Annotated in this window: 9 protein-coding genes; 5 read left to right on the top strand and 4 right to left on the bottom strand. The window is 36.7% G+C overall.

Annotated elements, in window-relative coordinates; all coding sequences use genetic code 11:
- Positions 1–80 precede the first annotated feature (80 nt).
- The 5 genes from AC07XN_RS04365 (at position 81) to AC07XN_RS04385 (ending at position 7,554) form a co-directional block, all read left to right on the top strand.
- On the top strand, positions 81–1,439 hold the full coding sequence (locus AC07XN_RS04365; RefSeq protein WP_494742153.1) for a M24 family metallopeptidase: 1,359 nt from the start codon (positions 81–83) through the stop codon (positions 1,437–1,439).
- Positions 1,440–1,802: 363 nt separating this feature from the next.
- Positions 1,803–2,828 (top strand): ATP-grasp domain-containing protein, encoded by a 1,026-nt coding sequence (locus tag AC07XN_RS04370; RefSeq protein ID WP_494742154.1) that lies wholly within the window; start codon positions 1,803–1,805, stop codon positions 2,826–2,828.
- 149 nt (positions 2,829–2,977) lie between these two features.
- Entirely contained in the window at positions 2,978–4,300 is a 1,323-nt protein-coding gene (locus tag AC07XN_RS04375) for a DEAD/DEAH box helicase (RefSeq protein WP_494742155.1), read from the top strand.
- Positions 4,301–4,457: 157 nt separating this feature from the next.
- A complete protein-coding gene (locus tag AC07XN_RS04380) occupies positions 4,458–6,659 on the top strand; it encodes a B12-binding domain-containing radical SAM protein (protein WP_494742156.1) in 2,202 nt (733 codons plus the stop codon).
- Positions 6,660–6,693: 34 nt separating this feature from the next.
- Positions 6,694–7,554 (top strand): UbiA family prenyltransferase, encoded by an 861-nt coding sequence (locus tag AC07XN_RS04385; RefSeq protein WP_494742157.1) that lies wholly within the window; start codon positions 6,694–6,696, stop codon positions 7,552–7,554.
- A 61-nt stretch (positions 7,555–7,615) separates the two neighbouring features.
- Here the strand turns inward: AC07XN_RS04385 and AC07XN_RS04390 are convergent, their stop codons facing one another.
- The 4 genes from AC07XN_RS04390 to AC07XN_RS04405 form a co-directional block, all read right to left on the bottom strand.
- Positions 7,616–10,195 carry an Ig-like domain-containing protein gene (locus tag AC07XN_RS04390; protein WP_494742158.1) on the bottom strand — a complete coding sequence of 860 codons (2,580 nt, stop codon included), beginning with the start codon at positions 10,193–10,195 and terminating at the stop codon, positions 7,616–7,618.
- A 49-nt stretch (positions 10,196–10,244) separates the two neighbouring features.
- Positions 10,245–11,537, bottom strand: a complete 1,293-nt coding sequence (locus AC07XN_RS04395) for a vanadium-dependent haloperoxidase (RefSeq protein WP_309912081.1) — start codon at positions 11,535–11,537, stop codon at positions 10,245–10,247.
- A gap of 471 nt (positions 11,538–12,008) precedes the next feature.
- Complete coding sequence (locus AC07XN_RS04400; protein WP_494742159.1) at positions 12,009–13,817, bottom strand: RagB/SusD family nutrient uptake outer membrane protein; 1,809 nt, start codon at positions 13,815–13,817, stop codon at positions 12,009–12,011.
- Between the two features lie 85 nt (positions 13,818–13,902).
- The gene (locus AC07XN_RS04405; RefSeq protein WP_494742160.1) at positions 13,903–17,349 is read right to left on the bottom strand and encodes a TonB-dependent receptor; all 3,447 of its coding nucleotides are present in this window, start codon (positions 17,347–17,349) and stop codon (positions 13,903–13,905) included.
- Positions 17,350–17,393: the final 44 nt, after the last annotated feature.

Consider the following 17,393-nt stretch of genomic DNA (forward strand, 5'->3'; position numbering starts at 1 on the left):
GGAAAAAAAGATTCTTTGATGATTCTCTAATGAAATTCCCTTATTTTTATAAGAATCAAATTTCATCAAAATCCCTCATCATGAACAAACTATACGTTACCTTTATTGCCTTACTTTTTTCTATCCATTCCCTTTTTGCTCAGGATATTCCTAAAATTTTAGCGTTAAAAGATAGAGCCGTTTTGCAAGACCAATTGTTGGAAGAACGTTTTAAAACCTTGTTGCCTTCATTAATGCGAAAACAAGGTATTGATATGTGGTTAATCATTGCTCGTGAATATAATGAAGACCCTATTATTAAAACGATGTTGCCATCTACTTGGCTGAATGCTCGCCGAAGAACGATTTTGTTAATTTACGATAAAGGTGAAAAAGAAGGCTTGGAATGTTTGGCCGTTGCTCGCTATAATGTTGGGACAATTTTTAAATCTGCTTGGAAACCCGATGAAGAACCTAATCAATGGAAACGTCTTTCTGCGTTGATTGAGGAACGAAACCCTAAGAAAATTGCGATTGATGTTTCAGAACAATATGCACATTCTGATGGTTTATCACATTCTGAACATGAGGGTTTGGTACAAAGTCTATCCAAAAAAAGTCAAGACAAATTGGTTTCTAGTGAAAAACTCGCTGTTGGTTGGCTAGAAAGCAGAACGCCTCGTGAGATAGCTCTTTACGAAACCCTTGACCGCATTACACATCAAATTATAGCAGAGGCATTCTCTGAGAAAGTAATCGTTCCAGGAGTTACTACTACTGAAGATGTAGTTTGGTATCTCCGTGAAAGAGTAGCCGAATTAAAACTAGATACTTGGTTTCATCCAACGGTGGATGTTCAGCGACCCGACCCTGACAAAACTAATTGGCCTTACGACCGTCGCCCAGCGGAGGATGTAATACTGCCAGGAGATTTATTACATTGTGATTTTGGCATTACTTATCTTCGGTTGAATACTGATGTTCAAGAATTAGCTTATGTATTACGTCCTGAAGAGGTAGAACTTCCTGAATATTTAAGAAAAGCTTTGGTGGCTGGAAATCATTTACAGGATATTATGACGGGCTTCTTTAAAGTGGGCATGACAGGCAATCAAATTCTAGCATTATCCCTCCGCAAAGCAGAACAAGATGGTCTGGTGGCTCAAATATATTCTCACCCAGTAGGCTATCACGGTCATGCAGCAGGAACAACTATTGGTATGTGGGATATGCAAGGGGGCGTTCCGGGGAATGGTGAATATCCTTTGAATGAAAACACTGCTTATGCCATAGAGCTAAACGCTAAAGTAAAAATTCCAGAATGGGGAAATAAAGAAGTGAGAGTAATGCTAGAGGAACAAGGGATTTTTATCAATGGAAAAGTACATTATATCGACGGGCGACAAAAACAAATTCTGACAATTCCTCGAAGAGATAAAATTCAACATTTAGGACAGTGAATTATTGAGTGATTGAGTGAGTTGCGAATTAGTGATTGTTTTCAATTGTTAGTTAGCGAGTTGTGAATTAGTGATTATTTCCAATTGTTAGTTAGTAAGTTGAGAGTTAGTGATTATTCTTAATTGTTAGTTAGTGAGTTTCGAGTTAGTGATTATTTTCTAGTGATTAGTTAGGGTGTTAGCGATTGCTCTTAAAAATAAATAGCTAAGCTTTAACCGAAAGCTGACATCCGACATCTGAAAGCCGAAGTCTAAAAGCAAAAAAAGCCTACAGCTTATAGCCTAAAGCATATAGCTGCATAAAAACCAAAACTGTCTGATTACCGACATCTACCATTTCCACAATATGCGTAAGTTTGTGATATGAATAAAATACAATTACCCCTTTGGCTCATTAAACTTACGAATTTTGAATATTGGACATGGTGGATGTTTTATATTCCACTACTCCCTTATTGGCTTTACCAAGCTACTCGTACTCGCTCGCTTACTTTTTTTACCAATGCCGACCCTTGTATTGACTATGGGGGTTTCTTTGGTGAAAGCAAAATTGAGATTCTTAACCAAATTCCTGCGGAATTTCTGCCTACTTATTTCTTTGTATCAAAAGGGACTTCATTAGCCAGTATTCAACAACAATTGATAGCAAATAAGCTTGAGTTTCCCATCATTTGCAAGCCAAACGTAGGAGAAAGAGGGTCGCAGGTAGAAAAAATAGCTGATGTTACATCACTTGAAAAATACCTGCAATCTGTTCAAGAAGATTTCATTATTCAAGAATTTATCACTTTTGATATTGAATTAGGAGTGCTCTATTATCGTTATCCCAACCAACCCAAAGGTCAAGTAAGCTCTATTACCCGAAAAGAATTTCTTTCAGTAACAGGAGATGGTGAATCAAGCATTGAAGAATTGATGCAAGCAAATACACGTGCCAGATTTCAATTAGAAAATATGCGTATACGTTTGGGCGAAAAAATAAAAGAGGTAATCCCAGCAGGACAAAAACGTTTACTAGAGCCAATTGGCAACCATTGTAGAGGTACAAAGTTTTTAGATAACAACTTCTTGATTAATGAAAAAATTAACCAAGTTTTTGATAAAATTGCCTTACCCATTGATGGCTTTCATTACGGTCGTTTTGATATGAAAGTAAAATCCATTGAAGACTTATACGAAGGACAAAATATCAAAATTATGGAGTTAAATGGTGTCAGCTCAGAACCTGGACATATCTATGACCCCACTAATACAGTTTGGAATGCCTACCGTGATTTAGCCAAACACTGGAAAATTATCGCAGATATTTCTATTCAACAGCAAGCTAATGGAATTATGCCTGTTCCAACTAAAATTATTTGGCGTGTGGCTCGTGACCATTTTGCTTAGAGTAATTTATTCACCAAATAATATTTTGATGCTCTACCTGTCTTTAATCCTTAAAGGATACTGCTTGGTTCTTCAAAAGCTATTTTAAGCTTTATCTTCAATAATCCACTAAGCCCAATTAAACAGATATTTTGTTTTACCTTTGTGGTATGGAAACCAATCAGACAACACAACAAATTCTTCAAAACTTGGGGATTGAAGCTTTGAATCCGATGCAAGAAGCGGCTCAAAAAGCTATCGTTGAAGACAATAATGTACTTTTAATATCACCTACAGGTTCTGGAAAAACCATTGGTTTTTTAATGCCTATTTTGCAATTATTAAAGCCTGATGTTCCTTCTGTACAGTGTTTAATTCTTACTCCATCACGTGAATTAGCTTTACAAATCGAACAGGTTTGGAAGAAAATGTCAACGGGCTATAAAGTAAATGTTTGCTATGGCGGACATGATGTTGGTACTGAAATTAAAAATTTAAGTAATCCGCCAGCAGTATTAATTGGTACTCCTGGGCGAATTGCCGACCATATAACACGTAGGTCTTTTAACCTAGACGGTATCAAAACGTTAGTATTAGATGAATTTGATAAATCGCTAGACCTTGGCTTTCATGAGCAAATGTCTTTTATCATTGGTGGTTTACGAAAACTCAATAAAAGAGTATTGGTATCGGCTACTAAAGGCATCAAAATTCCTGAGTTTACAGGCGTTTCTTCTCCTACTTTATTGAATTTTATCCCAGAGGATAAAGTAGCCGAGGGCTTAGTAATGAAAGTGGTTATTTCAGAACAAAAAGATAAAATTGATGCATTATTCAATCTCCTTTGTTCAATTAATTCTGAATCTGCCTTGATTTTTTTAAATCATAGAGATGCCGCTGAACGTACTTGTGAGCTACTCCAAGATATGGGGATTTATGCTATTTTTTATCATGGTGGAATGGACCAAGACGACCGTGAGCGTGCTTTGATTCAATTTAGAAATGGTAGTGTTCGTTATTTAGTTACGACCGACTTAGCGGCTAGAGGCTTGGATATTCCTGAGATGAAACACGTAATTCATTATCATCTGCCCTTACAGGCTCATGAGTTTATTCATAGAAACGGAAGAACGGCACGTATGAATGCGGAAGGTACGGCCTATTTAATTTTCTCTCGTAATGAACATCGTCCGAGCTATGTAGATGATTCTTTAGAAGAATTAGAAGTGCCAGAAAATAACCCTCTACCCCAAGCTCCTGAGTTTCTGACAATTTATATTAGTGGAGGCAAGAAGAACAAACTCAACAAGGTTGACATCGTCGGGTTTTTCTCTCAAAAAGGCAAATTAGAAAAAGGTGATTTAGGGCTCATCGAAGTAAAAGATTTTACTTCTTTTGCTGCCGTGAAAAAAGATAAGGTAAAAGAATTATTACAAACCGTTCGTGATGAAAAAATGAAAGGTAAGAAGTATAAGATTGAAGTGGCTAGATGATATTGATGGATTTGTAGACTTTAGGACTGGAGGACTTTAAGAAAAAGATTTCCTATCTCTGTTAATCTTTACAAACAAATATTTTGAAATTATTTACTTGTACTTTTAGTCTTCAAGTCCCAAAGTCTTTTAGTCATTTTTCAAAAACTATTCAACATTGAACAATCCTAAAGTTTTTTTAATAACCCCTCCTTTTACGCAATTGAATACGCCGTATCCAGCTACCGCGTATATAAAGGGTTTTTTGAATACTAAACATATTATTTCTAATCAGGCTGATTTAGGAATTGAAGTCATATTAAGCCTTTTTTCAAAAGAAGGGTTATTGAATCTGTTTGCCCAAATTGAAAGTCAAACACTACCATTATCAGACAATTCTCAACGTATTATAGCTCTTAAAGATCACTATATCCATACTATTGATGCAGTAATCCTTTTTTTACAAGGAAAGAATCCTACTTTATCTCATTTAATTTGCCAAGAAGATTTTTTGCCCGAAGCCAGTCGCTTTGCTCAATTAGAAGAACTAGATTGGGCTTTTGGAACAATGGGAACCCAAGATAAAGCAAAGCATTTTGCTACACTTTACCTTGAAGATATTTCTGATATTATTGTTGAATGCGTTGATGCACATTTTGGCTTTAGCCGTTATGCCGAACGGTTAGGTCGCTCTGCCAATAGTTTTGATGAATTATATGAGGCATTATCGCAAGAATACACTTACATAGATGAATTGCTGATTAAGATTTTAGCGACTAGAATGGTCGATTTTAATCCTAATTTGGTAGCGATTACAGTACCTTTTCCGGGTAATTTATACAGTGCTTTTCGTTGTGGGCAATGGATTAAGAAACATTTTCCATCAGTAAAAATTGCCATGGGCGGAGGTTTCCCGAATACAGAATTACGTTCGCTTTCTGATAAAAGGGTATTCGAGTTTTTTGATTTTATTACCTTAGACGACGGTGAAGCACCTTTGGATAATTTAATAGAACACTTAGAAGGCAAGCGAAAACAAGAAGATTTAAAAAGGACTTTTACTTTAGTAGATGGTGAAGTAAAATATATTAATAATAGCCATACACATGATTACAAACAGTCGGCTGTGGGTACGCCAGACTATGCTGATTTACCTTTAGATAAATACATTTCAGTCATAGAAATTGTTAATCCTATGCACCGAATGTGGAGTGATGGCAGATGGAATAAACTCACGATGGCACATGGTTGCTATTGGGGTAAATGTACTTTCTGCGATATTTCACTGGATTATATCAAGCTTTACGAACCAATCTCTGCCAAAATACTCTGTGATAGAATGGAGGAAATGATGGCTCAGACAGGACAAAATGGTTTTCACTTTGTCGATGAAGCCGCCCCTCCTGCCCTGATGCGTTCTTTGGCTTTAGAGATTATCAGGCGAAAACTGACCGTTACTTGGTGGACAAATATACGTTTTGAGAAAAGCTTTACAGCCGATTTATGTCTATTGTTAAAAGCATCTGGTTGTATAGCCGTTTCGGGTGGTTTAGAAGTAGCCTCTGATAGATTACTAGCATTGATTCAAAAAGGTGTGACAGTAGCCCAAGTTGCCAGAGTAACTCGTAATTTTACCGAAGCAGGCATTATGGTGCATTCATATTTGATGTACGGATTCCCTACTCAGACGGCACAAGAAACCATTGACTCACTAGAAATGGTACGTCAGATGTTTGAATTGGGCATTTTACAATCTGGCTTTTGGCATCAATTTGCTATGACGGCTCATAGCCCTGTCGGAATGTATCCAGAACAATTCAAGGTTCAGAAAGAGAGTGCTAAAATTGGTAGTTTTGCCAATAACGATATTTTTCATATTGACCCTACTGGCACAGACCACAGCCTATTTAGCGACGGATTGAAAAAATCTCTGTTCAATTTTATGCATGGTATTGGTTTTGACTTAAACCTTAGTCAGTGGTTTGATTTTAAAATACCTAAAACCAAAATACCCAAAAATTATATTGAGCATGCCGTCAATCAAGAGGAGGAGGTTTCTTTAAAACCTAGTAGTAAAATTGTTTGGCTAGGCACAAAACCAACGATTAAGTATATCACTAAAAATCAAAAAGGTAGGCTCTTGAATCTGGCTAGTTTATCTTTTCATGATAAAAAGGAAAGCTTTAATATTGCTGTCGAACAAAAGCAAGGGGAATGGCTAGTTGAAATATTACCATTGATTTCTGTTTCTAATCCAAAAGTTTATACGTTTCAAGAAGTAAAAACACATTACGAAGCGTATGGGCTAGAAGATTTTGAATTATTTTGGTTCAATAAGCCTGTCAATAATCTCCAGAATTTTGGATTATTAACTTTATAATCGTTTTATTAAAACGCCGATAATTTTCAAAACATTGAAGATTTTTAATTTCTTAATAAACTCCAATATTTACATTTCGTTGGCGGCAGTAGCACTAACGGTAGAAACTCAATTGCAATTGGGGATGGCTCCCCAGTGGCACCCTTATTTGTTCATTATCTTTTTTGCTACCTTATTTGATTACAATTTACACCGCCTTGTTACTTTACTGACCAATAAAGAGGCTTTAAATGATGATAAACACAAATGGCTGAAAGAATACTTAAACCTCTTTTATGCCTTAGTAGTATTTTCTGTAATAGGATTTTTAATTGCCGTATTACTTGCTAAAAAAGAGGTTTTAATCACCTTAGCTCCTTTTGCTTTAATTACTTTTTTTTATTCATTACCGATATTCAAAAATCAAAAATACCTTTTCCGATTAAGGGAAATACCTTTCCTAAAAATATTTCTTATATCAATAGTCTGGTCAGCAACTACTATATTATTACCCATCATTCAATCAGGAAGACATTTTGATTCACAGCACGTTAGCATTATGCTTATCGAGCGGTTTTTGTTTGTTTTTGCCATCACTATTCCCTTTGACATTAGAGATATCCATGCCGATATTCAGTCGGGATTAACTACTATTCCGAATTTTATCGGTAGCAAAAAATCATTAGGAATAGCCAATTTCTTAATGATTTCTTTCTTGTTGATTAGTTGTTTTCATTACTCAAATGCACCTTTTCAGTTTATCCTTCCTGCCTTTATCATTTCTGGAATCAGCACTATCTTTTTTTTAAACATTAAATCTATCCAAAATCTTACTTTTTATCATTATGGTATTTTAGATGGAACTATGCTTTTGCAAGGTATTTTAGTTTGGCTCGCACATACAATACTTGTTTAAAACACAAAAGGCTAGATTCAGATGATTGAATCTAGCCTTTTGTGAAAATATTATTTTATGATTAGTCTACTGTACGAATCAAATCTTTTTTAACAGCGGTTTTGGTTTTGCTGATGGTATATGGGATACATCTAGCAACACCGCAGTCACAAGTTACTTTTTGGATGGTTACAGTATGGTCTGAAAAACAATCATTTGCATTAAATACTCGCACGGTATATTGCTGAACAACCGTTGTTGGATTTGGCACATCAGACCTTAACACTCCGTCAGTTGGTATAGCCGTCGAAGTAGCATATAGTTTTCCTCCTGTATAAGTTGCACCTGCACTAATATCATATCTCAAATTTGTACTAAATCCAGTAAGCTTTATCGTTCCATCATTTTTTACAAGGTCTTGGTCACAAGTTGAATTGGTAGACGTGGCAGTAATACCCAGTGCCCTATCAAAAACAACTAAATTAATCATCGTAGTATTAGAGCATAGTCCATTGCTTACTTCTACACTATAAATTCCACCTTGGCTAACTTGAACATTATTAAGCTGTGGACTTTGAATAGAAGAAGTAAAACCATTAGGACCCGTCCAAACATACGTAGAAGTAGCTGGCGTAACCGAAAGAATAACATTTGTACCTGCACAAACTGGTGAAGTCGAAGTTGATATCACAGGGTCAGGAATAGGGCTAAATGTAGCGACAACTGGTGTTCTACTACCTGCTGGCGATTCACAACCACTCACTAAATCTTTACAAGCAACAAAATATGTTTTTGATGCAGTGACTGGTACAGTGAACGGACTACCTCCTCCTAAGATAACTACTGAACTTTGTGAATCATACCAAATAGGGGTATAACTAGGTGCACAAGTAGCTTTTAAATCAAGGCTTCCAGCACCACATATTAATCCTCCTGCCACCGTCGCTGGTAATGGAGCAGCTGGAGTGCTACTCACAGAAATTGTCAATTGTGTTCTATTAGCCGTTGCCACTCCACAATGATTATCATTTGCTTTACAACCCACAAAGAATGAAATGGTTGAGGTAGCATTAAAAATAAAAGTATTCCCCGTACCCAACACAGTTGTTGAAGTTGCCGAATTATACCATTGTGGGATTAAACCAACTGGACAAGTAGCATTCAAGGTGCCAATACCAGGATTACAAAGAACCGACCCGCTTGACGTTGTTACCTTCGAACTAAAATCTAATGTTTTAAATGTCACATCGTTGTAACAAGCATCGCTACCCGACCAAATACGAACAGTATATTTAGTTCCCGGCTTTAAACCAGTAAATGTAAATGATGTTTGTCCAACACTTAACGTTTGGTTAGCCCCTGCGCCAAAAATTGGTGTTGTACCAAAAGTTTCGCCTTCTTTAATACTAGCTTCAATAACCTTTGATGCATTATAAACAAGGTTAGAAATAGTAGCAGTACCGTTGTTGTTAGGCACAAACCCCGTACAAGTTCCAAGCGTAAAGCTAATATCATTTGCAAGGACAGTAGGTGCATCACAACCAGCACATTTTAAGTTACCACATACGAAGGCAATAGATTTACCTTGTTCCCCAGGTTGATAAGCAATCTCAGTCGTAAATGTGTTAGTCGTAACATTAAATTTTGATACACAGTCACCATAAAATGTAGTAATATATAAATTACCATCAGGTCCAAAAGCTAAATCGTACGCCTCTACATCTCCTACTGTTCCAGTGATAGAAGGAGTTATAAAATCGAATGAAGCAATCAAAGCCCCAGTTGTTCCATTATAATGGAATAGTTTGTCTGGACCCGTAGTTCCTGAGGCAACTGCCCAAAGAGTACCATCCGCACCAAAATTTAAACCACGATAGTTATATCCACTTGGAGCAGTAGTAAACAATGACGAAGGCCCTGCATAGCTTGAATCTACAGATTCAATTGTACTTAAACCACCTCCTGAAAAATAGTTTGTAGCTACAAATACTCTCCCGTTTGCAGGATTAACAGCTACACCCCACAATCCCACATCTTTATTTGTTAAACGGTTAGTGCTATAAATACCTACTACTGTGTTTGTAGTTGTACTAACCTTTGATACACCTTGATAGCTAGTTACATACAAATATTTTCTATCTGTAGACAATACCACATCTAGTAAATCTTGTCCTGGCACTGGTATAGGTGCCAAGTAGGCTCCTTTGGCTAAATCATACACTAAAATTTCTGATCTAAAACAGCAGGTAGCGATATAGGCTACGTTTTTAGTCGGGTCTACTACGATACCTTCTCCACCTCCGCTAATTGAACAACCCACTGGCCCTGCACCAGTTCCACCAAAAGGGTATATCTCTGAACGACTACCCTGTGTAGCATTTGGCAATTCACTAACAATCATGTAGTATTTATCACATCCGAGAGGTGCATTCTGAGCTTTTAAATAAAAAGAAGAGAGCATCGAACACAACAATATTACCAATGAAGTGATGTTGTTTGGAAAACGAGAGGATTGTATTCTCTCATAAGAAAGTAAAGGTTTTATCACAATATTACGATGAATGTTTTGTTGGAAAAATACGCCTACCTTGGTTATCGGTAAGAAAAGGTCGAATAAAGTCTGATTGACTTTACTTAGCCATAATTTAAAATTGTTCATCATTTTATATTTGTATTTTTTCAAGTAATATATTTATCAAATTAGATTAAGCTTATTTTTGAACTTTATTCCAAGGTAATGAATTGATATTCTTTCCTACCTTTTTACCTTCTGCTAAACCGACTTCATTATCTTGTCGGGTATGAATTCCTCCATATAAACGCGACATAGCAGATTCTTCGGCGGCAGCCCAAAAGGATTTAAAACTTCTTGCTTTATAGTCTGTATTCCTCTCTGCATCTCTAGGTCTTCCTACGTGCGAATCATCAACGAAACTAAAATTTGGTCCATATAAATCTGTCAAAATAGTGGCCGTTGATGCACTTTGAACAGCATGCCCAGAATAATAAGCTGGGAAAGGGGGTTCAGGCCAATATAAATCCCAAAGGGTATCAATGTTGAAATAAATAAAAGAATATGGCCGTTGAGCATTATAAATATATTTTGTTTTCCAACAATTAATAAATGAATCAGCCACACCCATTCCAACTCTAGCATACGTTTCAGCCGCTTTAAATAAATCTGGTTTTGCCCCTTGTACAGCAAAATTAGCAATGTTATATGAATGTCCGGGTGGCGAAAATGTTTCCGAAGGGTCGTCTCCCCACCAGTTGGCTATTTCTTTTTCCTCCTGCGTCAATGTCTTCCGTTTCATATAAACCTCATACATATAAGCATAGTATTTTGAATCAGGCCTATAGTCGTAACCAATCATTGTTGGAATTGGCAATACGCCATTTAATGGTGCAAAGGTTCTGTTTTTGCCCCAATATGGATGTAAAGGAAGAGGAATCTTTGATTGCCCTTTAACGGGCGCTTTCCATAAGCCTTTACCTACAGGCACTTTATAAGATGTATCAAAATTCCTTTTATATCCTTCATGACCTCCGTCTGATTTCGACCATTCGAAAATTGCCTGAGCCACAGATAAACCAAAAGCTTTTGAACGTTCAGCTACTTTTTCATCAGTTGTTTTAAGCTCATTGTTATAAATAGCAGTCTCTAAAGAATCTATTGCATTAATGTTTTTCTTAGCAGATTGTTGATATAATTGTTTCAAAAGAAAGGCTTGCCCTGCATTTAGTGATAATACCCAATTGTAAGTCTGCCCAATTGTAGGTTTAGGTAAGTTATTTAATCCTTGTAATTTCCCTGCTAATGAATTTTTCCCAACTGCCCCTGCCACTACACATTCATACATGGTTAAACCTAAATACCCCAAAGAACGTGAGCCATAAGTAGGCGAACCTCCGGGTGTATTTTTCATCGTTGTCAAAGCCATTTTTCCCCATAGAAGAGCTACTTCAGAAGAGACAACTTTTTTTACAGGCTCACTTGTTTGCACTTTATTTTTTGTTGCTTGACCTTGAACACTCGAATAGGACAAACAAAGAATCGACACAAATATAAAAGCTTTTATTAGTCTCTTGTCATAGAATATTTCTTGCTTAATAGGCAAGCACAATGAATTAGTATTAACGTATATATGCTTATTAATTAGGTAAAAAATCATATTTTAAATTATCAACAGAAGAATTTCCAACAAAACAGCATTAGCTAACTGCTAATACAAACTCATTTAAATCATCAAAAGTTATTAAAGTAACGTAGAATTTATTTATCAATTGATAAAAAGCAACTAAAACCATGCCAAATTATTGGCAAATTCGCAATAAAACCTATTCAATTCTTCATTTTAGTGTTTTATTATTAAAATACCCTAAGCATTTATAGAATTATCTATTCAATTTGAGAATTCTAAGACCCACTGATAAAAAAAAGTCCCTTTACTTATTCAGTAAAGGGACTTGCAATATTAATATAATGGATTTTGAATCAGATTGCTATTTTTATTCAGCTCTTCTAACTTTATAGGCAAAAAGTAAGCCCTATCTTTCCAGTTCCTATCTTGTATATCTATCACTTTATAGTTAGGAGTACTTGATGTTGTTTTATCTGGATTTAATGGATACCTAATCTCTATCCCTTTGGCATTATCAAAAGTAGTAGGCGCTATCATCCATCGGCGAACATCAAAGAAACGATGATCTTCAAAAGCCAACTCTACCCTCCTTTCATTTCTATAACGCTCTGACAACGCTTGCCCGCTTTCAGTTATATCTGGCATCCCTGCTCTTTTACGAATCATATTCAAGTATTGGCGAGCTTCGGCATCTTGCCCTAAACCGATACAAGCTTCTACATAATTCAAAATCACTTCGGTATATCTAATATATCTCCAAGGATAATCTTGTTTTACGTATTGAGCATCAATCGTCTGATCAATAAACTTTCGAAGATAATATCCAGAATAAGTACCATTCCAGTCTTCAATAGGGCCTTTCCGCGTATCTAGGCCAGCCACAACATCCACAGCATTAGACGTCGCGTTCCATTTTTCCCAAAAACCCACCTGTATTACTCCTTTAGGGTCTGATGCTGTTACATCTGAGGGACGTTTACGCCACTGAACGCCTTCATAAAGGATAGTAGCATAAAAACGTGGATCACGATTTTTGTATGGATTTTTAGCCTGTGTTGTATTTAACCAACTAAACTTAGAGCCGTCTTTCATTTCATAGGCATCTACCAGTTGCTGTAATGGCGTATTGCTTCCCCAACCATGATAACCATTAGGATTATTAAACAAACCGGGGTTATACCCATCCCAACTATCTTCTGTTTTAGGCAAAAAGAATCTTACGAAAATATCTTCTACGTTTTCTTTCATCAAAAACATTTCTCCATAGTTTTTTGCAGTGGAGTCACCTGCTGAGGGGTTGCCTTTGTAAATACTATACGCACCTAAATCGATTACAGCTTTCGCTGCGTTCTTAGCAGCTAACCATCTTGCATTGCGGTCACCACCAACATAACCAATCAATTCTGGATGTGTATAACTTCCTGCCCAAGTAGGTGCTTTATTGTACAAATCACTTGCTGCATGCAATAATACTCTGGCTTTTAGTGCCAAAGCAGCCCCTTTGGTAGCCCTGCCTTTATCGGCTCCAGTGTTTGCCAATAATAAGTTTTGTGCTGCTTTATCGCAATCGTCAACAATAAATTTGATACAATTTTCATAGGTATCTCTAGGGGGAGTAAAATCATCAGACAATTTGTAAGCTTTCGTAATAATAGGCACACCACCGTAAACTGATACAAGATTATGATATAAATAGGCTCTTAGGAAATATACTTCTCCTATCAATCTTTTCTTTGTATCAGCGTTATCAAAGGGTGTACTTTCTATTTTTTCAAGAAAAAGATTGCAGGCACGTATATACTTGTATACGTTTGCCCAAATCATCCCTTTGTAGCGATTGCCCGACCAGAAATCCCAAACCGAATAGTCACTGGCTGTGACTAAACATTTAGTAACGTTGCTACTTCCAAAATCAGCATTATACATCGACTCATCGCTCAATGATGCCATCATCATATTACTGAAACCATGCGGAATGCCTAAATAAATATTATTGACGAAAGTAGTTACCAAGGCTTGGTCTTTCCAAACGGCATCTTCTGAAAACTGATCTAAAGGCTGAAGATCAAGGTCAGTTTTACACGAAATAGTGTTAAGAAGCACTAAGGCAGTTGTAAGTAAAATATATATTGTTTTTTTCATCTGATTAAATGTTTATGTAATTCCTGCAATGAGTGTTGATTAATCAGCACTCACCAAGAATTATTTGATCTTCAAGAATCAAAATTTAGAATGTAAACGAAAGCCCTGTATTAAGCACTTTTTGAAGTGGATAACCTTGTCCGCTTCCGCTTCCCATTTCTGGGTCAAAGTCTTTATAGTCTGGACTGAACGTCCATAAGTTAAGACCACTCACATAAATTCTCGCTCCTTCTAAACCTAGTTTTTGACTTAGTTTTTTTGGAAGAGAATATCCAAATTGAATGTTTTTCAAACGGATATAATCAGTGTTTTTCAAGAAATAGGTATTTCTATTACTTACCCAATATTCATTACTACGGTTGAAAGTTCTTGGGCCACTAGCATTTGGATTCTCGGGCGTCCAACGTTCGTTATAAAAACTTTTCAAGAAATTACCAATTTCACCCGACTCTGTAGAGATATAATTCACTGCCCCAAAAGCTCCTTGAAACAAAATGCTCAGGTCAAATTGCTTATAGCGAAGATTAGCCGAAAAGCCCGTTGTAAAGCGTGGAATATTACTTTTAGTATTTCTTATACGGTCGTTTCCATCAATTTTACCATCTTTGTTCACATCCTCAAAAATCACATCACCCGGTCTGGCATTATCCCAATGTGGGTAAGCATCCACCGATGCCTGATCTTTAAAAATACCAATAGCATTATAATACAAATCTGCCGTAGGATTTTTGGGGTCAGTAGGAATAGGATATCCTGTAGTTTTTTGATAGTCTGGCGCACCGGGTGCTTCATCCCAGAATACAATTTTATTTTTTGAATACCCTCCGTTAAAACCAAGCTGATAACTGAAATCTCTTGATTTGTTATGATAATTAATATCAAACTCAAAACCTGTATTCGCTACCTTACCAATATTTTCGCTTGGCAATGTTAGTCCCGTTGATGTTGGTACTGAGGCATTTCTTGGCCACAAAATTTGCGAACGAGTATTGTAGAAGTAATCAGCAGAAAACGATAGTTTATCTTTTAACAATTGCATATCAAACCCTACATTGGCCTGATTGGCTACCTCCCATGTTACGTTTAAGTTAGGAATACGTGTTTCATAAAGGGTTTTGTTTTCTTGGTCTATGCCCAAAATAAGTGGCTGAGGAACCCCTCCGCTATTGGCAAAGAAACCATAAGAAGAAAGATATTGCCATTCTGCGATACGGTCGTTACCAGTTTGTCCCCACGATGCCCTCAACTTCATGTTATCAATAAATGACACCTTATCTTTCCAGAATTCTTCTTCTGATAATCTCCATCCTAAAGAAACACCAGGGAAGAAACCATATCGTTTGTCGGCAGGAAAAATGTATGAGCCATCATAACGCCATACAAATTCGGCTAAATATTTTTCTTTATAGTTGTAGTTTACACGACCAAAAAAGTTTCTACGTGCATTCTGTGAAGCTGACCCATTATTGTCTTTCTGTAAATCTCCTCCTGCAAAAAGTTGGTCAATTGCCGTCGAAACAAAGTATCTACGGTAGGCAGAAAATTTGTCCATTTGTCCAGAACGCGTCTCAGTACCAACCATAAACTTCATATAATGATGACTCCCAATCTGTCTTTCATAGTTCAGAATTGAGTTCATCAAAATACTATGATTATCCTCCATTTGTTCTGTTAAACGAGCATCATCAAAGCCTTTTTTACCTTTTACTAACACAGGTTTACCACTAGCATCAACCGTCTGACCATCCCAAGAATACAAATACCAAGGAGTTTCAAATCTCTTATCAAAACGTAGCCCTTTGTCTATACTGGCAGTAGTCAAGAAAGATAAACCTTTCACCCAAGGAATCTGAATATTCAGTTTCATATTACTATTTAGGTAATACCACTTATCTCTATCATATCCTGTAGCATCAGTACTTACTACTGCTGGATTATCACCATATTCAATATCTGGACCAGGGGTTCCGTCTGGCCAATAAGCAGGCAAATTAGGTTTGCCACGCATCACCATTCTAAAAATACTTCCAGCATTACGTGTAGGATAATTTCTATCTTCCATTCTTCCAGAAACATCAAACCCAAAACTTATATTTTTACTAATTTTGGCATCTATATTACTCCTAAAATCATATTGATTGTATTTTGTACCACTGTTTTTATAGTAACCGTCTTGGCTTTTAGCACCGAACGACACAAAGTATTTAAAGTTATCACTCCCACCAGCAATACCAATGTTGGCATAGTTTTGTGAAGAAGATGGTTTTAATACAGCCCCAAACCAATCAGTATTAGGATAACGCCAAGGGTCAGAACCATCTCTAAATTTTTGCACTTCTTGTGCCGTGAATCTACCTGTTCTATTTGCATAAGCATCTATTTCATTGAGCATAGTAGCATACTCTGCTGCATTTGCCATCGCTGGCAAGCGGGTAGGCTGTCCAAAACCTTGATTAAGGTTAAAAGTAATCGTTGGCTTACCACTTGCTCCCCTTTTAGTAGTTACTAAAATAACGCCATTGGCAGCCTGAGCACCATAAATTGCCGCAGAGGCATCTTTCAAGATGGTTATACTTTCTATCGTACTTGGGTCTAATCTTTCAAGCGAACGACCAGGTACACCATCTACTACCACCAACGGACTGCTATCTCCTAGTGTGTTTACGCCCCTGATACGTAATGTTGCACCATCGTATCCTGGTTCACCACTTGATGTTACAGCGACTAGCCCTGGCAAACGCCCAACTAAGCTATTACTGACATTCATAGAGGGAGATTGTACTACCTCTGAACCTTTTACAGATACTACAGAGCCAGTTACGGTTACTTTTTTCTCAGTACCATACCCCACGACTACTACTTCATCAAGCGACTGTGCATCAGTCGACAACGTGATATTTAGTATTGATTTACCACCTACCACTACTTCTCTCTTTTGAAAACCAATTGAGCTGAAAATCAAGACGGCGTTATTATCAGGTACAGATATTTTGTATTGCCCTTTAGCATCGGTAATGGCTCCTCGCTGGGTACCTTTAATTAGGATGTTAACACCCGGCAATACCTGCCCCGTTTCGTCAGTAACGGTTCCTGTTATAGTTTGCTCTAAAATCTCAATACTCAATATATCATCATTTTCTTGGAGCGTATTGGTTGTAGAGGAGCTCCCAGTAGAACGATTGATGATAACCATTTTACCAGAAATCTCATAAGTTAGATGAAGAGGTTTAAACAGATTATCAAAAATTTTTGATAATTGAGCATTTTGAAAATCAACACTAATTTTTCTGTTTGATTGGATAAGCTTTGAGCTAAAAACAAACTTTACATCTGTTTGTTTTTCAATTTGGGTTAGTACACTTCTCATGCCTAACTCCTGAGCTTGCAATGTTACTCGTTGACTTAGAACATTTTGGGCATTAGTATTACTCGCAAAAGTGGAGCTCATAAGCCCGATTGCAAGAAAAACTTGAGTGAGTGTAATTTTCATAGCCGTAAGTAGTAACTTATGGATTTGTAATGTTTTTTTCATACATTTGGAGATGTTTTGTTTAGGTTGAATTTGAGCAAAACAAT

The organism is Arcicella sp. GW458-12-2-14-TSB2 (assembly GCF_059423785.1).